Annotated in this window: 14 protein-coding genes; 4 read left to right on the top strand and 10 right to left on the bottom strand. The window is 47.8% G+C overall.

What is annotated here, in order from left to right:
• Nucleotides 1–97 precede the first annotated feature (97 nt).
• From HMPREF9447_RS13510 to HMPREF9447_RS13470, 9 genes are all read right to left on the bottom strand, one after another.
• On the bottom strand, nucleotides 98–1,333 hold the full coding sequence (locus HMPREF9447_RS13510; RefSeq protein WP_009130304.1) for a histidine-type phosphatase: 1,236 nt from the start codon (nucleotides 1,331–1,333) through the stop codon (nucleotides 98–100).
• A 52-nt stretch (nucleotides 1,334–1,385) separates the two neighbouring features.
• Nucleotides 1,386–2,795: a glycoside hydrolase family 28 protein gene (locus HMPREF9447_RS13505; RefSeq protein WP_009130303.1), complete on the bottom strand. Its 1,410-nt coding sequence runs from the start codon at nucleotides 2,793–2,795 to the stop codon at nucleotides 1,386–1,388.
• 34 nt (nucleotides 2,796–2,829) lie between these two features.
• Nucleotides 2,830–5,160, bottom strand: a complete 2,331-nt coding sequence (locus HMPREF9447_RS13500) for a GH92 family glycosyl hydrolase (protein ID WP_009130302.1) — start codon at nucleotides 5,158–5,160, stop codon at nucleotides 2,830–2,832.
• Complete coding sequence (locus tag HMPREF9447_RS13495) at nucleotides 5,161–6,267, bottom strand: acyltransferase family protein (protein ID WP_009130301.1); 1,107 nt, start codon at nucleotides 6,265–6,267, stop codon at nucleotides 5,161–5,163.
• 37 nt (nucleotides 6,268–6,304) lie between these two features.
• Nucleotides 6,305–8,464, bottom strand: coding sequence for an alpha-N-acetylglucosaminidase (locus HMPREF9447_RS13490; protein WP_009130300.1), 2,160 nt, complete (start codon nucleotides 8,462–8,464; stop codon nucleotides 6,305–6,307).
• 108 nt (nucleotides 8,465–8,572) lie between these two features.
• Entirely contained in the window at nucleotides 8,573–12,766 is a 4,194-nt protein-coding gene (locus HMPREF9447_RS13485) for a two-component regulator propeller domain-containing protein (protein ID WP_009130299.1), read from the bottom strand.
• Nucleotides 12,763–14,829: an acetate--CoA ligase family protein gene (locus tag HMPREF9447_RS13480; RefSeq protein ID WP_009130298.1), complete on the bottom strand. Its 2,067-nt coding sequence runs from the start codon at nucleotides 14,827–14,829 to the stop codon at nucleotides 12,763–12,765. The genes HMPREF9447_RS13485 and HMPREF9447_RS13480 overlap by 4 nt, the downstream gene beginning before the upstream one ends.
• Before the next feature lie 341 nt (nucleotides 14,830–15,170).
• The gene (locus HMPREF9447_RS13475) at nucleotides 15,171–16,241 is read right to left on the bottom strand and encodes a TIGR04133 family radical SAM/SPASM protein (RefSeq protein ID WP_009130297.1); all 1,071 of its coding nucleotides are present in this window, start codon (nucleotides 16,239–16,241) and stop codon (nucleotides 15,171–15,173) included.
• Nucleotides 16,238–16,687, bottom strand: coding sequence for a radical SAM-associated putative lipoprotein (locus tag HMPREF9447_RS13470; protein ID WP_009130296.1), 450 nt, complete (start codon nucleotides 16,685–16,687; stop codon nucleotides 16,238–16,240). Before HMPREF9447_RS13470 ends, HMPREF9447_RS13475 begins: the two co-directional genes overlap by 4 nt.
• Nucleotides 16,688–16,865: 178 nt before the next feature.
• Here HMPREF9447_RS13470 and HMPREF9447_RS13465 point away from each other — a divergent pair, with 178 nt between their 5' ends.
• Together HMPREF9447_RS13465 and HMPREF9447_RS13460 are read left to right on the top strand one after the other, a co-directional pair.
• Entirely contained in the window at nucleotides 16,866–18,470 is a 1,605-nt protein-coding gene (locus tag HMPREF9447_RS13465) for an AAA family ATPase (protein WP_044138084.1), read from the top strand.
• The gene (locus tag HMPREF9447_RS13460; protein WP_009130294.1) at nucleotides 18,442–19,902 is read left to right on the top strand and encodes a vWA domain-containing protein; all 1,461 of its coding nucleotides are present in this window, start codon (nucleotides 18,442–18,444) and stop codon (nucleotides 19,900–19,902) included. The genes HMPREF9447_RS13465 and HMPREF9447_RS13460 overlap by 29 nt, the downstream gene beginning before the upstream one ends.
• A 23-nt stretch (nucleotides 19,903–19,925) precedes the next feature.
• Here the strand turns inward: HMPREF9447_RS13460 and HMPREF9447_RS13455 are convergent, their stop codons facing one another.
• Nucleotides 19,926–20,618 carry an HAD family hydrolase gene (locus tag HMPREF9447_RS13455; RefSeq protein WP_009130293.1) on the bottom strand — a complete coding sequence of 231 codons (693 nt, stop codon included), beginning with the start codon at nucleotides 20,616–20,618 and terminating at the stop codon, nucleotides 19,926–19,928.
• 728 nt (nucleotides 20,619–21,346) lie between these two features.
• Between HMPREF9447_RS13455 and HMPREF9447_RS13450 the strand changes: the two genes are divergently transcribed.
• Both HMPREF9447_RS13450 and metG read left to right on the top strand, forming a co-directional pair.
• Nucleotides 21,347–22,393, top strand: coding sequence for a 6-bladed beta-propeller (locus tag HMPREF9447_RS13450; protein ID WP_009130292.1), 1,047 nt, complete (start codon nucleotides 21,347–21,349; stop codon nucleotides 22,391–22,393).
• A gap of 122 nt (nucleotides 22,394–22,515) precedes the next feature.
• The gene (gene metG / locus HMPREF9447_RS13445; RefSeq protein ID WP_009130291.1) at nucleotides 22,516–24,555 is read left to right on the top strand and encodes a methionine--tRNA ligase; all 2,040 of its coding nucleotides are present in this window, start codon (nucleotides 22,516–22,518) and stop codon (nucleotides 24,553–24,555) included.
• The last annotated feature ends 15 nt before the right edge of the window (nucleotides 24,556–24,570 follow it).

The raw sequence follows: 24,570 nt of genomic DNA, 5'->3' as shown, positions 1-24,570 counted from the left end.
AGTAACAAAAAAGCCTGTAATCTTTTTCAGACCACAGGCTAATTTTATTTGATTATACAGCATTATTTAAAGCAGGAAGGCGATGAAGCAGGAATAACTATTCCACCTGCTTCCCCAAGAACGCTTTAGCCTCTTCCCATGAGTAATAGAGAACCTTTCCACCCTTTATCGGCAAAGTCACCTCATTCTCATTCAACAGGAACTTCACTAATACATCGTTTTTCCCGTTGCGATAGAAAACCAGTTGCAGGTTGGCCCCCATCGGAGAAACACGATAATCCTGCCATGCCAGGTGGAACTTCTCCATATCCGTCTCCTGATTGCTGCATCCTTCTATCTGCATCAAAGCAAGCAGACGGATGAGATGGGTATCATGCCCGAAACGAAGATCTGCCGCAGGAGTTCCCTTCTTGATGGCGGCATCCGCACTCTCCAGAATATTGCGCAACAAAGGGACGGCACAACGAGGCATCAAACCACCATTCAACGGAGCGGCAGCATTGCAGACGTACATACGGGCATTCACCGTTTTCCAGACGCCTATCAGTTCCTCATACTCAAAGATATCATAGAGTGACAAATTCAATTCTACATTCTGCATATCAGCCGCAATCCAGTAAAGGCTTCGCATCATGGCGTCCTGATTAGTTATCACAGCAGGGTTTACAAACAGGGAAGCCATCAGGCGTTCCGGACGGACATTCTTCTTCTCAAACTCCCTGAAGCCACGCCGCCATGGGGCCTTTTCGGAAGCGAACTTCTCACCTTCGGGGGAAGTGTAAGCGATATAATCCATGTAGCGGTGATAGGCTCTGCGGTCTATGTGCAGGGCGGGGTTCAATTCTTTCAGACGTTCGGTGAAGTAGCTCATGCTCATAGCACAGCGAAGGGAAGTGGACGAACGGGCGTCGATGTGCGCATCTCCACGGAATACCTGTGGGAAGCTGTGATACATCCGTTCGGCTATCTCACGGTGCTGGCGTTCGCCAAGCGGGGTGATGCTACCACTACACCCTCGAGCGTCTTCCCAGACTTTGTGCAGACGTTCACGGACATCTATTCCGAGGGGAGTGAGTTCGGAGCATTGATAGAGAGAGTCGAAAACAGAGACGACTTCCGTATAGCGTTCATCCGCCGTCATCCAACGGGAGCCGTGGCGACCGTAGTGACTGATGTAGAAAGCCTCATATCCTGCCGGAACGGGAGTGGAAACTCCGGACGGAGCGGGGTAAGCATAGTAGATGCTTCCTGCTTGTTCGGGGGTTAATGCGAACTGGGAACGGGCGAAGAGACCGCATAATAAACACAGGATAGTTATAATATATTGTTTCATAATTACAGCTTTGATTATTTGTTAGGAAGAGGGAATCACTTATCACTAAACGCTAATCACTAATCTTCAGATTAGTCACATTCTTCTGCCCGATACCTTCTGCCGCAAGGTCCGGCCGGATATCGCCCCAGGTAACTGCACAATCATCTATCAGAATGTCAGAGGCCGTATCAATATAAATCCCGTACGTCTTATCATGCACGAATCCTTCGCCTACACAGGGACGCTTATCATAAATGCCGCCCTCATACGCCGTACGCTTCTGTAACAACAGGTTCACATCCTCAAAATAGATATGGTTCACTTTATCGGGCGTATCGCCGCCTACAAAGATGCCGTTCTCGCTGGTACACTTGATGTTTGTGAAATAGATACGGCTCACCTCTCCGCAACGTCCCTCAGTGGCTCCCTTCGGGAAACGCCAGCCGGCATCCTTATGATTGCCCACGGCACGCGGATAGGAAGTCACGTAAATAGGTTCCGCTTTTCCCCACCATACATCGGAGAAGAACATGCAGTCCACTATCATATTGGAGAAAATCACATTGGTCACCGTCCCTTCATCACGGTTCTGGATACCGATGCCCCGGTTGCTGTTCTTGATGATACAGTTATTGAATAATACATTATTAATCTTATCCATATTCTCCGACCCAATCTTGATAGCGCAAGAGCGGGAAACCATGGTACAGTTCGTCACCACAACGTCCTCGCACGAGCCGTATTCCTCAAACTCCCGGCGGTTTTTCAGGCAGATGCAATCATCGCCCGACTCGATGTGGCAATTGGCTATGCGGACGTTCTTTGAATGGTCCACGTCGATACCGTCGCCGTTGCGTATCTTCAAATCGTTCAGGATGGAGATGCCGTCGATGGAAGCGTCGTTGCAACCGATAAGGTGCACAGTCCAGTAGGCACTGTTGCGGATGGTTACATCACGAATCACTGTCTTCTCTATATTGATAAGCGTCAGCACATGCGGACGGGGGTCGAAGTCGGTCACCGGTTTTAGTTCATAGGAGTCTTCCAGTTCCTTACCCATAAAGGCAACACCGTTCCCGTCAATCACGCCTGTTCCGGTGATGGAGACTTGTTTCAGGTCTTTTCCGTAAATCCACATCATGCCCTCGCCGCGATTGTCGCGGAAAGCGCTCAGTGTATACGCCGCCTCATCGGGGTTGGCAATCAGGCAGGAATTAGGTTCCAGATGGAGATTTACAAAAGAGGCCAGCGCAAAAGGGCTGCACATGAAAGTGTATCCTGCCGGAACCAGCACCGTTCCGCCGCCCGACTTGGAGCATACCTCAATGGCAGTTTGTATGGCCGCAGCGTCATCGGTCTTGCCGTCGCCCTTGGCTCCGTAGTCCATAATGTTATAAATGTTTCCCCCGGTCTTCGGGGCGCTGCAAGCTCCTAACAGTAAGATGCTGCATAGGGCAAACAAAAATACTTTTGCTCTCATAAGTATATCTATTATAGATTTAAAACAGTATCATTTACTTCATCACATCCGGCGGACAGTCTTCCGGGCGTGCGCCCCACTCCTTGTTGGGCTCAGGCCCCATCACAAACTCCATCACTCCACCATCCAGGATATCCTGATGGGTAATATAATTACGTGTATAAGGTTTCCCATTCAGCTTTGCCGACTGGATATAAATATTCTTTTCCGATGCATTCCCGGCTTTTACGGTAAATACATTCCCATTCTCAAGATTCAGCGTGAAACTGGGGAAAGAAGGACTGGCAAGCATATAATAGGGCGTACCGGGACAGACGGGATAGAATCCCATAGCAGCAAACATATACCAGGCTGACATCTGCCCTGCATCATCATTACCCGAAAGCCCGCCCGGAGCATTCAAGTATTCCGTTTCCATGACGTGGCGAACGGCACGCTGGGTTTTCCAGGGCTGACCCGCATAATTGAACATGAAAGCAACCTGATGACAAGGTTCATTCCCGTGCCAGTAGCGCCCTTCACTGAACATGGAGTCCAGTTTGGAAACATAATTATCTTTGCCTCCCATACACTCCATAAGTCCGTAAGGGTCTTGCGGCGCATACCAGGTGTAGTGACAGGGAGCTCCCTCGGTGATGAAGCGGGCGAAGTTGAACGCATTGTCGTCATTCAGGAACGTACCGTCAGCATGACGGCCCTGCGCATATCCGGTGCGTGGGTCGATGACATTGCGATAATTGGCGGCACGCTGCATCAAAGCCTGGTAGTCTTCCGGTTTATCAAGAGCCTTTGCCACTTGTGCCAGGACGAAGTCATCATAAGCATATTCCAAGGTGCGCGAAACCTGTTCCTTCGTATGGAATGCATCGGGTACACCGTCTTCAAGAGGGATATAACCATATTCCAGATAGGAAGTCAACGCACGCCGCCCCATTCCGTCTTTATATTCGGCAGGATTGGAGGGAGTTTCAAAAGCATTCTTCCTCATACCCTCATAAGCCTTTGCAATATCGAAGTTGCGGATACCTTTGATGTAAGCATCACCGATGGCAGCTATGCAATGGTCGCCTATCATGGCAGCAGTATAGCTGTTCCAACAAGGGAAGATAGGCAACCAGCCGCCCTGTTCATATTTATGTACCAGAGATTGCATCATGTCTCCCCCTTTGGTGGGGAAAAGCAGATTAACGAGCGGATGCAGGGCACGATAGGTATCCCACATGCTATAATCTTCATAATAAGTTTCTCCCGCAGGCAATTGCTGTATCGGGGTGCCAGTGGCAAAGGCCGGATAAGTTCCATCCACATCATTGAACGTGTGTGGCAGGAAGGAGGCGCGATAGAAAGCACTGTAGAACTTCTCTTTGTCAGCAAGGTTATCCGTCTCCACTTCGATGGAGGAGAGCTGCCGCTCCCAGATGTCGTTCAGCTCCTTATGCGTCTGTTCAAAGTCCCAATGGGGAATTTCGGCAATCAGGTTCAGCATCGCCTCTGTCGGACCGGTGAAGGAAGAAGCTGCTTTTACCAGCACTTCTTCGCCCGCTTCCACATCAAATTCGATATAGGCTCCTATCTGTGCGCCTTTCTCCATCCGGGCGGTATGGGGGAGCAGGGAATCCCCTTTAAATGTTCCAAAGTCCGTAATCTTCTTCCGAAAGCCGACCACAAAATGCCCGCTATATCCGGCAGGTTTTCCCCAGCCCTGATAAATGCGGTGAACGGGATTGTATCCGTAAATCTGGTTGTTGACTGTGTCCACGGCAATGTATCCCTCTCCTTCGTCACTATTGGGATTGACTACCAGATACCCTTTTCCGGCCTTATCATAAGTAAAACGGAAGATGGCAGAACGGGAACGGGCAGTCATTTCCGCCTGAATACCTTCATCCAACAAGGAAACAGAATAATAGGCCGGAGTTGTCTTCTCTTCCTGATGGGAAAAACGAGTGGCACGGGCCTCCGGTTGCAAGCGTAGGGTAGTAGAAAGGGGCATAAGTGTCATCGAACCATAGTCCTGTGTACAGCCACCCACAATCCAGTGGGAGTTGCGGAAGCCTTGCAGCAAAGAGTCCACATAGTAGTAAGGAGCTATGCACTTCTGTTCCGTATCCCGTGTTTGGGGCGTCCAGAAATTCATGCCGTTGGGTTCGAGTACTGCGGGGAGCGTTTGCCCGTATTCTTCGGTACTCTTGCCGAAAGTACCGGCAGTGTGAGTGATGCTGGGAGAAGTGCCGACACGAGTATCGACATAATCTAACAGTGACTTTTGTCCTCGCCCGTCGTTCGGGGGAGAACAAGATGTAACACAGGACAGCGATGCGGCTACCAATAACATAGAGCAATATGTACAAACAGTTCGTTTCATTTATATTTTTATATAGATTTTCTTTTTATAAAGCGGATAACCGCATGCACCCATTATCAACGTAAAAAGAATAGCATAGACGGCAGAAGCCAGATAAGGGTCGGTTATCAGTGAGTGTATTCCTTCGTAAATGACAGGTTTGCTTCCGGTGGTCCCGATAACGATGGCCACCACCTCACTGAGTACGTAAAGGAACAACGGATTCACCCCGAATATCTCGAAGAAGCGGCACCAGTTTTTCTTCTCTTTCAGGTCGATGAAGTAAATCAACAGAGCTTGTAGCATGGCAGCCAAGCCGCAGGTGACCAGTACGAAAGTGGGCGACCAAATACGTTTGTTCAGTGGCAAAGCCTCCATCAGGCAGAAACCACATGCCATCAGGATGAAGCCGACTACAAACAGTTTCAGCGTTTTCTGTTCTAAGTTTTTTTTAGCCAGGATGAGCTTTCCGCAGCAGAAGCCTATCAATGTGTGGGCGATAGCAGAAAAGGTACTGGTAAGTCCTTCCGGATCTATCGGACTTTTATGATAAAGGTGGTCGGCACCTAACACATTCCGGTCTATAATCGCCAACAGGTTCGTGCTGTCCGGTGCGTATCCGTTACCTATGCAAAGCAAAAAGGTATAACCTGCCAGCAAGATACCAATGAGCCAGCCGATGTATTTATGATTGACATACAAGGCTACAAAGGAAGCGACACAATAGCACAGAGCTATGCGTGGTAACACTCCCGTGAGCCGAAGATGGGCAAAAGGAGAGAAATCGCCGTCGCAAATAAAGTCGAACCAGTGAATGACCCAGCCGATGCACAGAATAATGAGAGTACGTTTCAGTATCTTACGGACTACTGAGCCTGAAGCCTGAAAATGGAACTTGCTCAAGGCAATAGATGTGGAAATTCCCATAATGAACAGGAAGAACGGAAACACCAAGTCACAAAGCGTTAGTCCGTTCCATGCGGAATGTTGCAGGGATTCGTAAGACAGCTTTCCACCGGAATTATTGACGAGGATCATCCCGACAACAGTAATCCCACGCAGCACGTCAAGCGAAAGCAAACGCTTTTTGGGCTGAGAATTGAAAGTTGAGGGTTGAGAGTTTTCCATATTCAACGGGAATTAATTATTATTTAATGGGACTATCTCAATTCATCGCCTTTTCAAACACCTCCTTCGCTACATCAACACTGTTTCCTTCGGGAGTTGAGTCATACGGGGTCTTCGCCAATGTCCAGGGTTCTTCCATCGCATAATAATCCAGTTTGACTTCGGGTTTGCCGTCCAGCTGATCCTGAAGAGTCTGCCAGTAGGCTGCCCAACGTTTATAATAAAAGTCGCGCAAAATGCCGTTCCACTCCTTATGCGCATAGTCGCGCAGACCACCATCGTCGGCACAGACGCGATTGCCCCAAGTGGTGATCTGTACGCGGGCATTCCACTCGTACAAGTCTTTTTCTTCGGGAGTGGTGCCCAGATTGCGTGCCTGTTCAATCCAACGGCCCACCCGGAACTCGCTACGGGTACCCAAAAGGCGGTCCTGCAACAGCAATATATCCAGAAACTTCTGAGAGTCGCGGGCAAAGCTACGCTTATCAAAACTCTTGAAGTCAGCGATAGTCTGGTTATAGACAATACGTCCTTTATCGGAAAGAGATTGGCGCACGATGTCCACCAAATCGTATTCAAAGTTATTGTTGCCACGATATTTATCAGCTACTTCGAGCATGAGCCGCGCAGCCTCTTCCGTAACAGTAGGGTCGTAATAGTTCTTCATCTTCGACCAGCTCGATGCCTGGAAATTATTCATCGAAGGACGCCCGCAGAAAATGGACTCGTGAGGCCCTTGTTGATTGTTACCAAAAGGACAATTATAGATGGAGTTGGCTAGCAATGTCCATGCCTTTTCTATCTTCTCGTCTTTCACACCGTAGCGGGCAAAGAGATAATCCTTCAACCATTCCTCCTTGGTGAATTTCTCGGGACGCCAAGGGAGTTCACACATCAGTTCAAACATTACCGGGTTATTCTCCGAGCCTTCCATTGTCAGGCCGATGCCTTTCAGGTGGGTAGCCAGGGGATTGTCCTTAGTCTGGTAGAAGTTATCGAGCAACTGGTCCATGCGGCCGTGCAGACCTACATTGCCGCCAAAGTTCAGCAGCATACAGAATAGCCAGTCGTGCTGCTCGTAACCCTTATCACGCTTCCAGATAGAAGGAATTCCCCACATGGGGCGGCATTCACTGAATAAATCCAGTATCAGCAAATCTCCGTTCTTCATGTTCTCTATCATCTCGGGGCGCGGGTTTTCCGTCCAGCCCTGCACCACCCAAGTGGCTTTCGGATTAACTTTCTTCATGGCTTGCATGATAGCTTTACCCGCCGCATCGAAATCTACCGAAGCAGCGTTTTCGGCTTCATGGAAAGGGTCCATGGAGTAGTAATCGGCCTTGCCGAAGAGTTTTTCCTGTTCACGATAGTATAAGTTGGCTATCTCGGCAAAACGGGTATCAGTGGGTTGCAGGAAAGCGGGGCGCGTGAAACCGTTCCACAAATCGGACTTCGTCAGGTTCAGACCTAACTTCTCGTCGGCATCATGGGGAACCATGCCCGAATATCCGGGGAATACGGGTTTAATACCATATTCACGCATACGTTTCAGGATCTTCTTCTGCAAAACTTCCTGTTGTGCATACCAAGAGTCGGGATTGGGTCCGCCCCATCCTTCCAGATTATTCATAGCCCACCAGGCCAGAAAGGCGGGGCCGGCAATGAAACGGTTTATTTCTTCTTTAGTATAGCCCAGTTTCTGGAGCATATTCCGCCAGATGCACTCCTGCCCCACTGCTGCCAAAGGCATGTTGATGCCATGCAGAGCCATCCAGTCGAGTTCGCGCTCCCAACGCTCCCAGTCCCAGAAAGCCATGGTGTAAGAGTAGGTACAGTAATTGAAATCGTAGCGTAGCGAAAGAGAGGTTTCGTGGCGCTCTTTTTGGGAAACAGGCGGCAATGCCGGAGGAAGCTGTGCCTGCATACCGTTCCAGGAGAGGTGGATGCCGGCGTAGTATTTCAGATACCAGTTGATGCCAGTTGCTATATTCACATAGTTATTGCCACGTACAACAACTTTATTGCCTTTCTGGTCCAGTTCAAAAAAGTCTTTCTCGGCACCGGATTTCAGTTCTATGATGAATTTCTTCGATGCGCCACGATCTATTCTTTCGAGTAGACTGCTAATTGGATTGGCGGATAAATGAACCGACAGGGCGGTTATAAACAGAATAAATAAGTAAAGTTTGATTTTCATGGTATTCTATATTCAGTATGATATGCAAAAGTAGGCGTTTTTCTCTTTAGAGAAGGAGAAAATAAGAAAGTTTGGGACGAATATAGTACAGAACGAGACAATATTCTCTCATTTCTTCCCCAGCTTCGAGCTCGGCAGGTATCCGAAGAACTCCTTAAAACACTTCGTAAAATATTTAGGGTCGTTGAAACCGACGGCATAAGCTATCTCAGAAACATTTACATCGCCCGGACCTTCCTGTATCATCCGTTGCGCCACGTTCAGACGGTAGTTCTTCATGAACTGGCCGATGGGCTGCCCCGTCAGATCCTGCATCTTCTTGTTGACTAATGTCTTGCTATATCCCATATCGCGCACAAACCGCTCCAGGTTATATTCCGAATCGGCATAGTTCTCCTTCATCAGATTGACGGCATTTGTAATAAACGTCTTGTCCCTCGACTCCTCCTTCACGTGCAGTTCCTCTACGTTACTGCTGGACGAAAACATCTTCTTATATTTCCCCCGCAGGTTCAGGATATTGCGGATGCGGAGCCGGAGCACTTCCTCGTCAAAAGGCTTGCAGAGATACTCGTCCACACCTATCTCAAAACTTCTCTTCTCCTGCACATCCGAGCGGAGCGCCGTGAGCATCAGAAACGGAATGTGCGAAGTAGCCAGATTATCCTTGATGCGACGCGACAGTTCCATACCATCCATCACAGGCATCATCAGATCACTCACTATCAAATCAACCGTATGCTTCTGAACGATTTCCAGCGCCTCCTGCCCGTCTCTCGCCTCAAACAGACGGTAATCTCCCACCAGCAACGTGCGAATATATGAACGCATATCCCGGTTATCTTCCACAATCAGAATGGTTTCTTTCTTCTGCCCGTCGTCAGTCTGCGCCAAGTCCGGCATATACCTATCATCGGGCAGTTCCACCACTTCCCCGTCCGATTCCACGCTCTCGCCGGAAACCAACGGCATCAGTATGCGGAACGAGGCTCCCGGTCCACGGTTGTTGCGGGCACATATTTCCCCTCCATGCAGTTCCACAATCTTCCGGCAAAGGAAGAGGCCGATGCCCGTGCCGCTCTGCCCGTAAACGGGATATTTCGTGCTCTTCTTGGATTGATAAAAGCGGTCGAATATCTTCTCCAGGTCCTCCGCCACCAATCCATGCCCCGTGTCGCATACACTGATGTAGAGCACCCTTTCCCCGCCTTCTCCCTTGGCGGAGCCCACAAAGATACGGATGCGTCCATTGTCCGGTGTAAACTTGATTGCATTGGAAATTAGGTTCACCATCACCTTACGCATATATCCGGTATCGACCACCAGGAAGGGTGTGTCCAGACGAAAATAAGTGGAGATTTCAATCTGCCGTTCTTTGGCAAAGACCCTGAAAGGTATGAGCAACTCGGACAGAAACTCAATGAAATTCGTCGAATGTCGGTCCAGTACCACCTTATCCATATCCAGTTTCCGGAAGTCCATCAGCTCGTTCACCAACGAAAGTAGGTAGCGGGAGTTCCGTTCGGCAATCCGCAACTGTGCCTTCATGCCCTCATTCTGTGTCTCTTTCAGCGCATGCTCAATAGGGCCGTGAATAAGTGTGACAGGTGTCCGGAACTCATGGGTGATGTTTGTGAAGAAAGCAATTTTTTCCTCCGTAATCTCCTTGACGTGCTGAGCCATTGCTTCCAGTTGCTTGTTTTGAACAGCCAGCTCCTGTGTGCGCAGTTCCACTTCCTGTTCCAACCGCACTTTCTGCTCCCGGTAGCTCCGGGTTTTTCTCTTATAAAACAGATAAACGGCAAGGCAGGTGAACATCACCAAAAGCAGATAGAACCAACCGGATTTATAGAAATAAGGCGTGATATTTACCTCCACCTCCGTCGTCCGGTCCGACCATTGGCCCAGTTCGTCCGTGGCACGCACCTGCAACGTATAGTCGCCCGGGGGCACGGAAGTATATCGCGCCATACAGTCGCCCGGCTGGGTTTCGTTCCATTCGTCCTCATACCCTTCCAGACGATAGGCAAAGCGGATACGGCTACTGTTCCCGTAATTTTGCGTAGTGAAACCGATGGAAAAGCGGTTCTCCTTTTCGTGCAGGGAAATCCGGGGTGACAGGGTAATCGTCTTTTTAAAGTAGTTGCCGCTGGAAGGATAAATGGTATTCCCGCCAATTGCCAGCGAAGAAAGCTTCACACGTGATGAGGAAGGTAGTAAGGTTTCATTATCGGAGTAGATGATAACGAGTCCATCTATCGTAGCCAGATAAATGAAATCGTGCTTTTCCGAATAGTGAATACCGTTCCAATAGAACTGGGTAGCGGGCAGACCATCGGCCTGCGTGTAGTTGCTGAACGTCATCGACTGGAGGTTCAGGCGAGAAATCCCGTCATTCGTCGTCAGCCACAAGTTGCCCTGTCCGTCCTCCGCCATGCCGATAATAGTGTTATTGGATAGTCCGTGACGGGTGGTATAGCACTTAAAGACGAAGTGGTTGTTCTTGTCGCTCGTCAACTGATAAAGTCCGCTTCCATTGCCACCCAGCCAGATGGTACCGTTCCGGTCCTCAAAGATGCTGTTTATCTTTTCCAGTTGTGTGGACTCCGGGCTGTCCAGTTTATACCGCAGGTATTTATAATCAAAACGTTTGTTCGACTTGGCGAAAGAGGGCAGGTCTATGATAAATACACCTTGTGTGGTACCTATCCACAAGCGTTTCTTCTTGTCTATCAGAAGGGCATGAACAGCCTCGAACTCATTATCGGACTGGTCGAACAATACTCTGGTAAAAGTATCTTTCCGCTTATCATAAAAGTGTATCCCTCGGGTAGAGCCGAACCATATCCCGTGGTTAATCATATCTTCGCAGGCGCTGTTGACAAAGTCACCTTCCAGTTCGGGGATATTATCGCAAGTATAGCGTTTGAAGGTACGATTATTGGGAATGTTCAGGTCCAGTTCGTTGATACCTACGCCCCAGGTGTATGCCCATAAACGGTTGTCCGAGTCTATCAGGACACCCATCAGAGTATTGTTACTAATGGAAGTGATGTCGTTAGGGGAGAAAAGATGGTGAGTGCAGGATTTGCTTTCCTGGTTCCATTTCATCAATCCGCGCTCCACAAGCGCAATCCAGAGGTTGCCATCCTCGTCTTCGTCTACAGCATTCACAGGCGTAGGAGCATTGGTTACGGGTGTGGAGGTGTCGGCAGTTACGGAAGCATCTCCGCATGTCCACAGTTCGGTTTGCAAGCGCTTCGGGGAAAGGAGGTTGACACCACCGGTTTCTGTGCCGAGCCAGATGGTTTCTCCATCAGTGAATAGGCAGTTAATGGCGTTACAGTTGATGGTGACACTACTCCGGTCACTCGTCTGACGAATGAAAGAGAAAGTATCCGTGTCTTTGTAGTAAACGTTCAGACCGTTGAGGGTAGAGACTATCAGATGACCGCGTTCTGTGAGTTTGATGTCCGTTATGTAGGCCTGACTCAACATTCCGGGGCGATGGGTGGAATAGCGATATCGCTTCAGACTGCGCTCGGGGTGGTTATATTTGAAAAGACCACGGTTAGAACCAATCCACAGTACATCGCCATCTGCCTGCATACAGGAAATGCGCCAATCTTCGCTGAAAGACACCAGACTGTCGGAAAGGATATCTGTTTTCAGGAGGTTACCAGACTGTTTCTCAACGCGACACACCCGGTTATCAATGCCTGCACAAACGGCCCAACCGATATCAAGGATGGCGTGCACAGGAGAGGCAGAAGCATTCTTCAGACAATAATAGTTCTTAATCCCACCTTTATCATCCAGCTCTATGCACCACAAATCCTTGTTGCCGGAAATCCATAAATCACCTTGTTTGTCCTTATAGATAGTACTGACATATTCATCCATCAATTGCCGCAACGGGCTATCCGCAGGAAGGGACAATGTGACCGGGGAGTAAGTATTCAGATCGAAGATGTCAATCCCCCCTTCGGATGCAATCCACAGCCGTCGGAAGTTGTCTTCGCAAATCTTATGGACAAAATCGTTCTTCAGACGTATCGGCTCGGTCTGTGTGCCGTAGTTCAGGAATTGATAACCGTCGTAGCGCCCTATTCCGGAATGTGTGGCGACCCAAACATATCCCTCGGAATCTTTAAATATATCACTGACAAAGCTATAGGGCAGACCTGCGCTCTCCGTAATAAACTTAAAGTTATACTGGCTGAAAAAGCGCTCTGTGCTTTGAGGGAAAAGCAACAGAGCCTGCATCAGACCAATGAGGGATATCAGGATGTGTCGTTTCATTCTTTTTTTTCTATCCGGATACGTGCGTCCACTGCAATCACATGTTTTTCCGTAGCCAGTAGCGGGTTGATGTCCATCTCCTTAATCTCCGTAGCAAAGCGTAGCAAGGTGGAGAGGCGTACAATAATCTCTGCAAACTTATCCTCGTTCACTCCTTTTTGCCCGCGCGTTCCCTTGATAATCTTATAAGCCCGGAGAGAATGAATCATGGAGTAAGCCTCCTCGTAAGAAAGCGGTGCCAGACCGGAAGAAACGTCTTTGAGCACTTCTACAAAGATACCACCCAGACCGCAGAGCACCACATGTCCGAATTTCTCTTCGTACTTGGCGCCAACGAACAGTTCCGTCCCTTTCAGCATGGGCTGCACCAAAATACCGGTCACTTCGGGAATCTGCATCATACGCTCAAACTCGAATGCCAGGTGTTGTTCTCCTTTTATATTAAGCACCACGCCGCCAACATCAGATTTATGAACAGGACCTACCACCTTTGCCACAACAGGGAATCCGGTACGGCGGGCAAATGCGAGCACTTCATCTTTATTGGCGGACACAAATTCTTCCACTATGGGAATGCCTGCGGCATGAAGCAATGCTTGCACATAATGCGGCTGGATGTATCCGTCTTCGGGGATAGAGTCGATAATGCGGCGGATGCGCGGCACGTCCACACCGAAGAGTTCTATTTCATTGGCAGCAGGTCGGGGAGCATTCATGATGCGGGAAAGCGCTGTGCCCAAGGTTACTTCATCGGCAAAATTCACATGCCCTTTGGCAAGGAAAGCGGCCACTTCCGCTCCGGCGGTGTTGATGGAAGGTAGAATAGGAAATATCGGTTTACTGCACGTCTGCATCTTCTCGTGCAGCACGTCGTACATCTCGAACATGGTGACCAGGCCCGGTGTACCGAAGATGGCCAGCACAGCATCTATATTCTCAAACTTCTCTTCGCAATATTCCAGGCAGAGGCGCAGATGGTCAGGGGTTCCGGTGGCAAGGATATCAATCGGATTACCTACAGCGGCACCGGGGAAGAGTTTGCTTTTCAGCTCATCGGCAACAGGACCCTCCAATTTGGGAACATTCAGACCGCCCTTACTCAGTGCATCGGTCAGCATCACACCCGGACCTCCGGCATGGGTGATGATGGCGAAGTTCTTTCCTCTCAATTCGGGCAGGGTGAAGATGCAACCCACAGTCGTCAGTTCCTCGCGCGAATAGCAACGAACGATGCCTGCTTTGCGGAACAAAGCTTCTACAGCCGAGTCACTGCTGGCAATGGCACCGGTGTGCGAAGAGGCCGCACGGCTGCCACTCTCGCTACTGCCCGCCTTGATGGCAGCGATCTTGCAACCTTTCTTTATCAAAGAGGACGCATGAAACAGCAAGCGGTCGGGGTCACCTATGCTTTCGATATACAGTAATTTGATTTTAGAATCTTCTTCCTGCCGGAAGTTCTCGTCCATATATTGCAATACATCTTCCACACCTATTTGCTTTGCATTTCCCACGGACCAGACGGAGTTGAACTGCAAGCCTTTGGTTACGGCGCTTTCCAGAATAAAAACGGCCGTCGCACCGGAACTTGAAATAAGGTCTACACCTTGTGGATGCAGTTGGGGAATAGGCTGACTGAACACACTATGATGCCAGGTATTCATCAGACCGATGCAGTTAGGACCAATCAGGGAAGCGCCGTACTTATTCACGGTTTCCAGAATACGGTCTTCCAGCAGAGCACCCTCGTGCGTTTCTTCGCCAAATCCGGCGGAAAGGATGATAAACGCCCGCACTTGCTTCTCTGCAGCAAGCACTTCCACAGCATCGGGGCACATCTGGGCAGGAATGGCGAGTATAGCTAGTTCTGTTTCGGGGATGTCCTTCACGTCAGCATAAGCCGTTACACCTTGCACTTCGGTCTCTTTCGGATTCACGGCACGCAGTTCTCCGGTATAACCACCGTTAATAAGATTACGCAGGATAGCACCTCCCGGCTTGTGCACATTATTGGATGCTCCCACCACTACAATGCTGGCAGGACGAAGCAATTGGTTTGTTATCATAGTTCGTTAACTTTAAATTCATGATACAATGAGACAAATATACGCTTTTTATGCAATCCTGCAACGGGAAAAGGAAAGAAAAGAAAAGGAGACAGGTTTCAGCATCGTTTGCTGATTTTTTAGAGAACGAAATAGCGTGTCCCACAAGAAGAGTTTTTACTTCTCTTATGAAGTGCAATTTTAAGTACTCAACCAAAATTAATTCGTACTATAAATGATAATTTAGCGTGCGTAATATGTGGAGTATCTCAATTCCCCTCCTCCAGTCGGAGGAGGAGAATGAAGATACTATTGTCAATCGTCTGCCGCCGCTAAATTATCACTTACTTAAACAAGATAAATCAATGTAGCAGCCTCTTTGAATGACAGAATAGCAAATCGCCGTTTCCGTCGCGCAGATGCATCCCGTTCCCTTCGCAATAGCGGAAGAAAGAACAGTCGCTACACGCATCCTTCTTCATCCAGTCACGATTACGGAAAGGCTGGAAGCGCTCTTCCCAGACCTGCATAAAATCGTCCTGATAGATATTTCCCTGATGGAAATCGCTGCGGATGCTGGGACAGGCAGATATGGAACCGTCTATCAGGATAGAACCGACAGTGACACCGGCATTACAGGCAAAGAAGTTGTCCCGGACTTCCCCCTCATAATTGCCAAGGAAACCCTCGCAACCATAACTCAGGTGCATCTTCCCTTCTTTACGGGTATCCTTTATGAATTCCATCACTCCGGTAAATTCTTCATCCGTCAACTGAAATTCAGGATACAAGGCAGCACGCCCTACGGGAAAGATGGTAAACATCCGCCAATGACGGACGCCTATTTTATATAAAGAAGTCTTTAACTCATTCAGATAAGGATAATTACGGCGGTTAACACAAGTCACCACATCCCAGGTCAGTTCAGGTTCGTGCACCAACATCTTTATGGCTTCCAGGGCGCGAGTGTGACTTCCGGGATGTCCGCGCAGCCAGTTATGGTCTTCGCCAAAGCCATCCAGACTGATGGTGACAGAATGGAGTCCGGCAGCCATAAGGTGTTGCAGGCGCTCTTTCGTCAGGTAAAGTCCGTTAGAAACCATACCCCACGGATAACCACGACGATAAAGAGCCAAACCAATTTCTTCCAGGTCTTCCCGCATCAAGGGCTCGCCGCCAGTAATGATAATGCTTACTTTATTGGGATTTACATGAGGGGTGATAGAGTCAATGGTACGCAGAAAATCTCCGGCAGGCATATCTTTCACTGCCGCCATCCGCCTACAGTCGCTACCACAGTGTTTACAGTGCAGATTACAGCGCAAGGTACACTCCCAGAAGAGTTGTTTCAGGGGGTGCAACTCTTTCAGGTTATTCCGTATCTTCCGGGCTATTTCCAGGGCAAGCTTTCTTCGTATCGAAAGGTCACTCATTCTTTTTTCTTCAGATTAAAATTCACCTCTTTTGTGTCGCTGCCTTCATACCAGCCCTTACCGCCTGTCGGAGTCATCTTCACATCGGTAGAGTCTGCTTTGTAAACACCAGACGGATCTTCGCATACCACGCGGTATTTGCCGTAATTGGTCACACCTTTATCCTGAAAATCATATTCCCCGTTCTTAGTGTACAAAGTATCGGGACGATCATAACCAACAGGCTTGCCGTCATAATCCAAATCCTTCACTATAATCCTCGCACCGTCAATAGGTTGCTGTTGTTCATCCAACACTTTGCCTTTCAGACCAAAGTCACAATGAGGCTGTCCGTATTCGCAAGGAGCCTCTCCCATACTATCACATGCACTAAAACCAAGTAAAACTAATCCGCCGGACAATATCCGATTGTAAAGATGTAACCAATGTTTCTTTTCCTTCTTCATAGCATGTCTCATGTTTATTATAAACGTACCATCATTTAGTAAAATGCAGTCCTTTAGAAAATACTGCACCAAAGATATCCTTTTATTGAGAATAAATCAAAAATTTTGTCTGTATTCCGTATAAAGATTTCATATATTTGAAGCCGCTTACCAAAAAACGAAGTATATAGAAAGAATTATGGACATCAGAAACAGAATGCAGAAACTATTGACTGCCATCAATCAGGGAGTCTATGAAAAAGATACAGAATTAGGTTTATCATTGTTGGCTGCACTGGCTGGTGAGAGCGTTCTTTTATTAGGGCCTCCGGGTGTAGCCAAATCTATGGTGGCACGCCGCCTGAAAGCTGCATTCAAAGAAGCGAAAGCCTTTGAATATCTGATGTCACGCTTCTCCACCCCCGACGAGATATTCGGTCCCATCAGCATCAACCGCCTGAAAGAGTTTGATAAATACGAGCGTGCCGTCGAAGGGTATCTGCCCACGGCAAGTGTCGTGTTTCTGGATGAGATATGGAAAGCCGGGCCTGCCATACAGAATTCATTACTCACCGCCATCAATGAGAAAATTTATCGCAACGGAGACAGCGAAATCAAACTGCCACTCAAACTCCTGATTGCCGCCAGCAACGAACTGCCTGCACATGGCGAAGGACTGGAAGCACTGTGGGACAGATTCCTGTTGCGCATCATCTGCACCTGCGTACAAGATGAAGATACATTCCACAGCATGTTGCTCGACGACAATGACAAAGAAATAATCGTCCCCGCAGAGCTCCAAATCAGCGAAGAAGAATATGTGGAATGGCGCAAGCAAATAGGACAGATAGCCGTGCCCACCGACATATTGCAATATATCACCAACGTCCGCCGCCAATTGAAACGACTCCCACTGGACGATGAAGACACAGCGCGCAGCATTTACGTAAGCGACCGCCGCTGGAAAAACATCGTGCAACTGCTGAAAGCCTCAGCCTTCATCAACGGACGGACGGAAGTCAACTCCGCAGACTTGCTTCCTCTCTATCATTGTCTCTGGAACGAAGCAGACGAATGTGCACCCATCCACCAGCTGGTGCTCCGGGAGTTATTCACTTCTTGTCTGGAAGAAATGGAAGAAATTACAGAGTCCATAAAAGCCGACATCCGGATAAGCCGGGTGCGCCAGGCTCTGGAAGACTTCAAGAACAATACTTCCCCAAAAAACGACCTGGAAATAACGGACTATTTCTACTACCACATAGAAGAGCATGGAACAGGACACACCTACATCTTTGCTGTGGATTATCTCGCACTGAAAGAACAAAAAAGGGAAAACTCACCCCGGCAAGCCCTTATCTATCCCGACCCGCTAAACCCGGGACGTTCCATCATTCGGTGTTATCCGGGCACAGGCCCGTCTTCCGTTCCACAACAACGAGTGAACCTATACAGGGAAGGCACGGAATTCCTGCTGATAGACGGCGTACGCTATCCGATGACACAAAAGAAAAAAGGAGCGAAGAGTGTTTCTGCTGCTAATAAAGAGCCTCAGATATTCGACAATACCCCCCGCATAACCACCCGCGACTACCGGAACGAACTGAACCAACTCTCGCAGCGTCTACTCAGTCTTACCAACACTTTGTGCACAGATAATATCTTCGTACCCCAGGCGGACAAAGAACTGGTCAGCCGCTTCTCGGACGAAGTACGAAAAAAACTGCGGAACGTAGAGATTGAAGAGGAGAAACTACAATTCAACTTACAGCAATATGGCGGGACTGACCAAAAAGAAGTATGACATAAACTTCTACGCAAAGGTAGTAGAGAAATTCGTACAGACCGGAGAATGTGCCGAAAACGCATATGGCGAAACGGAAGATCCTCTGTATCTTTATCTGCTGTCCATCATGAACAACCCTTCCATCAAACTGCAAGTTCTGGAAAATGAAGTTCATGCACGCATATTCTATGACATCACCACACAATTCGTCTGGCAATTCCTCGAACAGGAAAAGTTCCAGATGCAAAGAGCACAGTCCGAACTCGGAGAAATGGAAAGTGCCCTCAACTGGATAAAGGAGAAACGCGACGGCTGGCAGGCGCTTCTGAGAAAAATCAAAGAAGACTATAAGGAGAATGCTTTCGACGAGCCATTCTACGAGCACATGTTCGGCGACAAAGAACAGCAGCACGACCCTTCCGTCTGGGAGAAAATGCTGAGCGACTGGGAAGACTCTTTCCAGCAGAAATTACAGGAACAGAAAGAGAAAAACCTGAACGACCGGAAAGACTTTCTGGAAAAGAAACTGAAGACCAGCCTGAGCAAGATACCGGAGTATCTGGAAGAGCACCAGGTGGAACAAGAAGAATTCTTCCAGGCATGGAGCATGATGAATGGGCTTTGGAACACTATCGACTTCGAGAGCATCCGCAAGATTGTAAAACTGCAAAAAGAGTATCCCGAGCTCCTGAAAGTAGCCAACCGCATGGGCCGGATTGCCGACGACGAAGGTAGCAAACAGGTATACGTGACGGAGGGTAGCGTCTACAAGCTGTCCCACTCACAAAAAAGCGACATCTTGGGTGTCACCACCGGCAACGACTTGAACGCCCTGCTTCCCTCGGAATTGCTTTACTACTCGGACAGCGAACTGCAAGACGTCTTCATGCTGAAATACTTCACTCAAAAGTTGCAGACCTTTCGCTACAAATCGGAAATCATGCAACCCTCCCGACGACTGGAAGCAAAGCCCGCCGTCCTGAAAGGCCCGATGATTGTGTGCCTCGACACATCAGGCAGTATGACGGGCAAACCGGAGAAAATGGCTAATTCCCTGCTGATAAAGCTCATCGAAATAGCGGAGTTGCAGGACAGGGAATGTTTTCTGATTTCTTTCTCCGTAGCCACCCGGACCATCGACGTACGGCGTGAACGGCAGAAGCTGATGGAGTTTTTCAGCCACCCGTTCACTGGTGATACGGATGCCACCCGGATGCTAAAGGACACGTTCAGGATGCTCGATCAGAACCGCTATATGAATGCGGATATCCTATTAATCAGTGATTTCCGCATACCGAAATGCAAACCGGAATTAATAAAGCAAATGCAGGCAAACCGGGAGAAAGGAACTTTCTTCTACGGTCTGCAAATAGGTATCGCCCCCAACGATTGGGTGGAATACTTCGATCACATGTATAAGGTGGAATACCAGGTTTCGCGACGTAACTAACAGCTTCTTTTATGTCCTCCCAATCAAAGCCAGTTCAACAATTCTACCGGACTTTTCATCTGTTGCAATCTGGGATGTGTAAACGTCTCCACTACCTCATGCTGCCACATTACCTCAAAAGGAATATGCACGCCATATCCGCCTATTGCCAGCACAGGCTGAATATCAGATTTCAACGAATTTCCAATCATCAGGAATTCCTCAGGAGCTACTTGCAGCACTTGCAACAAGCGGTTATATTCTTTCTCCGTCTTATCGGACATGATTTCAATATGGTCGAAATAAGGAGTCAGTCCGGAGCGTTTCAGTTTACGTTCCTGATCCAGCAGGTCGCCTTTCGTTGCCACTACCAGCCGATAGCAGCCTTGTTCTTTCAATGCTTTCAGCGTATCTTCCACACCGGACAGCAACTCAATCGGCATTTCGAGCAAAGATTTACCCAGAAGAACAATTTGCTGTATCTTCTCTGCTGTAATCGTCTGATTGCTAACCCACAAAGCCGTCTCAACCATTGAGATGGTAAATGCCTTGGCACCATAACCCAGACATTCCAGGTTACTCATTTCTGTTTTAAACAGTTCTGCCGATATCTCCTTTGCACTGCCGTAATCGCTCAGCAACTCCGTATATTTCCGTTCCACTTCCTGAAAGAAAGGCTCATTACTCCAGAGAGTATCATCCGCATCGAAAGCGATGACTTTAATATCATGTCTCATTTCCTATTTTTACGTTACACATTTTATGTAATGCAAAATACGGAATATATTTCGTATAAAACAAAAGAGCATGAACTTTTAACGCCTCTTACTTTATCTCTTCCCCCCTTCCACACAGCTAAGACGCCTTATTCATCGGCTTTGGCGGGTGGAAGGGTTGGCAGGCATAGACTGAAATAGCGTCTTACAGGCATTCAAAAGATATGATCATCATTTGTCTGTATGTACGAAAAATGGCACTGCTTTCATGTTTTCATTACTAAGCAATCGTGCGTTAAAAGAAGATAGTTACAATCGACCAACTACAGTCATTCATTTGAGCAACTAACGTCATTCGATCATATGATTCCAGTCGGTATAGTAAACAACTCAAGTCGGTCGATTATAATGTGAAACGAAAGCCGTCAAAACAAGCAGGGGTAAATGATAACCACAAAGTAGCCTTCCACCCGCTAAAGCCGATAAATAAGGAGATGGAAGAAGGTGGAAGGGGGAATATGCAAGAAACTGAATAGATACATGACAACAGGAAAATAGCTTTTAGCCTTTTAGCTTTACAAAAATTCATTATCTTTGTACGACTTGATGATGATAACGACAAAAACAGCATGCATATGAAATGGCCTAAACCACTACTAACAATCATTCTCTTACCACTTTACTTCCTCCTTTTTAATATTCTGTTTCTTTCTTGTCAGCCAAGTTCAAAAAATAACAGTACAAAGAGCATGAACTTCCTGCTGGACACCGTACAAACATCAAATATGAATCCAGTCTGCAAAGTGAAATATCTTCCTTTGGAAGTGACTGATAATTCTCTAATCGGAAGCATCGACAAAATACTATACCAGAATAAGCATTTTTACATTCTTGATAAAAGCGCTAATATGGGAGTCCTTATATTCAACGAAAATGGGAAATTTATTAAATCATTGTATAAACTGGGAGAAGGTCCTGAAGAATATATAGCCCCCATTGATTTTGACGTAGATGCTACAGGGAATATATACATAGCCGACAATGCCCGCCAAAAGATTATCAGATACAACGCAAATGACTTCGAGAAATATGATGAAATGGAATTGGGATGCTACTTCATGGAATTTGCAGTAATTGATGAAGAGCATATAATCATATCAGAAATATATGATCAAGGTAGGATTAAAGATAAATTAGCTGTTTATTCCAGAAAAGATGGGAAAATACAATCATTGCTCAAATCAACGTTGAAGGAAATAGACGAACAAAAAGTGCCAAGAGGTTCTTCTCACTATCTATACCGTTCCGGCGATAAAGTTTACTTTTATCAACGTTTTACACCGGAGATTTATATCTTAAATGGTAAAACCATTAGTTTAATGGCAAATATTCTTTCAGATAAATATTTCAAGGAAGTAGAATTGAAGACTTTAGAGGGTAATCCTCAATCGTTCATGACCGACATGAAACATATAAAGGATATCAATGCTTTCTACGAGACAGCAGATGGATATTTTTGTTCTCTATCGACCTTTCCGCTACCTCAGTTTTTGGGGATTTCTAAAACTGGAAACAACATATATAACCTCAACCTGATAAAAGAGGATAGACTACTGGGAAATCTGATTATCAATGGGGTAGCAGGCAATTATCTCATTTGTACTTCCGACTACAACGAAGAGACAGTTAATGCTGCTTTGAAGATAAACGGGTTGGATGAGAATACAGCACAAATGTTTGCAAACTGGAACGAAGACAGTAACCCTCTATTGATATTGTTTCAGTTACAGCACTGATAAATATAGATTTCCATACCTGGTATTTGGATATTTCATTGTCTTCTCTTTCTCTTTGAGTAGAAAACCGTTATCTTTGCACACCAAAATGCGCTCATAACAAAAGACATAGATATATCACAATGGAAAAGAAATTCAAACGCACTACCGTTACGTCGGCATTGCCCTACGCTAACGGACCGGTTCATATCGGACATCTGGCAGGAGTTTATGTACCCGCCGATATCTACGTCCGCTACCTGAGACTGAAAAAGGAAGATGTAATCTTTATCGGTGGTTCGGACGAGCACGGAGTACCCATCACTATCCGTGCCAAGAAAGAGGGCGTGACGCCGCAGGATATCGTAGACCGTTACCATACACTTATCAAAGACTCATTCAAGGAATTCGGCGTATCATTTGACGTGTACAGCCGCACTACTTCGAAGACGCATCATGATACAGCTTCCGAGTTCTTCCGCAAGCTGTACGAGAAAGGTGAGTTCATCGAAAAAACCAGTATGCAATACTACGACGAGGAAGCCAAGACTTTCCTTGCCGACCGTTATATCACAGGCGAATGTCCCCACTGCCACGCTGAGGGCGCTTACGGCGACCAGTGCGAGAAGTGCGGCACCAGCCTCAGCCCCACGGACCTGATTAATCCGAAGAGTGCCATCAGCGGAAGTGCACCCGTGATGCGCGAAACGAAACACTGGTATCTGCCGCTCGACAAACACGAAAGCTGGCTCCGCCAGTGGATTCTGGAAGACCATAAAGAATGGCGTCCCAATGTATACGGTCAATGCAAGAGCTGGCTCGACATGGGTCTACAACCCCGTGCCGTAAGCCGCGACCTCGACTGGGGTATTCCCGTACCCGTAGAAGGTGCCGAGGGCAAAGTGCTATATGTATGGTTTGATGCCCCTATCGGCTACATCAGCAACACGAAAGAATTATTGCCCGACTCTTGGGAGAAATGGTGGAAAGACCCTGAAACACGTCTTGTTCACTTCATCGGTAAGGATAACATCGTGTTCCACTGTATCGTATTCCCTGCCATGCTGAAAGCGGAAGGTAGTTTCATCCTGCCGGACAACGTACCGAGCAACGAGTTCCTGAACCTGGAAGGCGACAAAATTTCCACTTCACGCAACTGGGCTGTATGGTTGCACGAGTATCTGGCAGACTTCCCCGGCAAACAGGATGTGCTGCGCTACGTGCTCACCGCCAATGCCCCGGAAACCAAAGACAACGACTTCACCTGGAAGGATTTCCAGGCACGCAATAACAACGAGCTGGTAGCCGTTTACGGTAACTTTGTGAACCGCGCCCTGCAACTCACCAAAAAGTATTTCGATGGTGTGGTGCCTGCCGCCGGCGAACTGACGGACTATGACCGCGAAACACTGAAAGAATTCTCCGACGTGAAAGCGGAAGTAGAAAAGTTGCTTGATGTATTCAAATTCCGCGATGCACAGAAAGAGGCTATGAACCTCGCCCGCATCGGTAACAAATACCTGGCAGATACCGAACCTTGGAAGATTGCCAAGACGGATATGGACCGCGTAGCAACTATCCTGAGCATCTCCCTGCAACTGGTTGCCAACCTTGCCATTGCTTTCGAACCGTTCCTGCCATTCAGCAGCGAGAAATTGCGCAACATGCTGAATATGGAAAGCTTCGACTGGGCAACTCTGGGAAGCACTGATTTACTGTCTGCCGGACACCAATTGGGCACTCCCGAACTGCTCTTCGAAAAGATAGAGGACAGTGTAATCGAAGCACAGGTACAGAAGTTGCTCGATACGAAGAAAGCCAACGAAGAAGCTAACTATAAGGCAAATCCTATCCGCCAGAATATTGAGTTCGACGACTTCATGAAGCTGGATATCCGTGTCGGCACCGTACTGGAATGTCAGAAGGTGCCCAAAGCCGACAAGTTGCTGCAATTCAAGATTGCCGACGGATTGGAAAACCGTACCATCGTAAGCGGCATTGCACAGCACTACAAGCCGGAAGAACTGGTAGGCAAACAGGTATGCTTTGTTGCCAACCTTGCACCGCGCAAGCTGAAAGGGATTGTCAGCGAGGGTATGATTCTTTCTGCCGAGAACTTTGACGGATCACTCTCTGTGGTTACTACCATGAAGGAGGTGAAACCGGGTAGTGAAGTGAAATAAACAATAATCTTAATG

The organism is Bacteroides oleiciplenus YIT 12058 (genome assembly GCF_000315485.1).
Lineage (GTDB): Bacteria > Bacteroidota > Bacteroidia > Bacteroidales > Bacteroidaceae > Bacteroides > Bacteroides oleiciplenus.
The sequence above is the reverse complement of the archived record's forward strand: the minus strand, read 5'-3'. Positions and strand labels throughout refer to the sequence as shown.

Bases quoted from the DNA above. Each gene is read 5' to 3' on its own strand.
- HMPREF9447_RS13510 (WP_009130304.1), bottom strand. From the start codon at position 1,333: ATGAAACAATATATTATAACTATCCTGTGTTTATTATGCGGTCTCTTC.
- HMPREF9447_RS13505 (WP_009130303.1), bottom strand. From the start codon at position 2,795: ATGAGAGCAAAAGTATTTTTGTTTGCCCTATGCAGCATCTTACTGTTA.
- HMPREF9447_RS13500 (WP_009130302.1), bottom strand. From the start codon at position 5,160: ATGAAACGAACTGTTTGTACATATTGCTCTATGTTATTGGTAGCCGCA.
- HMPREF9447_RS13495 (WP_009130301.1), bottom strand. From the start codon at position 6,267: ATGGAAAACTCTCAACCCTCAACTTTCAATTCTCAGCCCAAAAAGCGT.
- HMPREF9447_RS13490 (WP_009130300.1), bottom strand. From the start codon at position 8,464: ATGAAAATCAAACTTTACTTATTTATTCTGTTTATAACCGCCCTGTCG.
- HMPREF9447_RS13485 (WP_009130299.1), bottom strand. From the start codon at position 12,766: ATGAAACGACACATCCTGATATCCCTCATTGGTCTGATGCAGGCTCTG.
- HMPREF9447_RS13480 (WP_009130298.1), bottom strand. From the start codon at position 14,829: ATGATAACAAACCAATTGCTTCGTCCTGCCAGCATTGTAGTGGTGGGA.
- HMPREF9447_RS13475 (WP_009130297.1), bottom strand. From the start codon at position 16,241: ATGAGTGACCTTTCGATACGAAGAAAGCTTGCCCTGGAAATAGCCCGG.
- HMPREF9447_RS13470 (WP_009130296.1), bottom strand. From the start codon at position 16,687: ATGAAGAAGGAAAAGAAACATTGGTTACATCTTTACAATCGGATATTG.
- HMPREF9447_RS13465 (WP_044138084.1), top strand. From the start codon at position 16,866: ATGGACATCAGAAACAGAATGCAGAAACTATTGACTGCCATCAATCAG.
- HMPREF9447_RS13460 (WP_009130294.1), top strand. From the start codon at position 18,442: ATGGCGGGACTGACCAAAAAGAAGTATGACATAAACTTCTACGCAAAG.
- HMPREF9447_RS13455 (WP_009130293.1), bottom strand. From the start codon at position 20,618: ATGAGACATGATATTAAAGTCATCGCTTTCGATGCGGATGATACTCTC.
- HMPREF9447_RS13450 (WP_009130292.1), top strand. From the start codon at position 21,347: ATGAACTTCCTGCTGGACACCGTACAAACATCAAATATGAATCCAGTC.
- metG (WP_009130291.1), top strand. From the start codon at position 22,516: ATGGAAAAGAAATTCAAACGCACTACCGTTACGTCGGCATTGCCCTAC.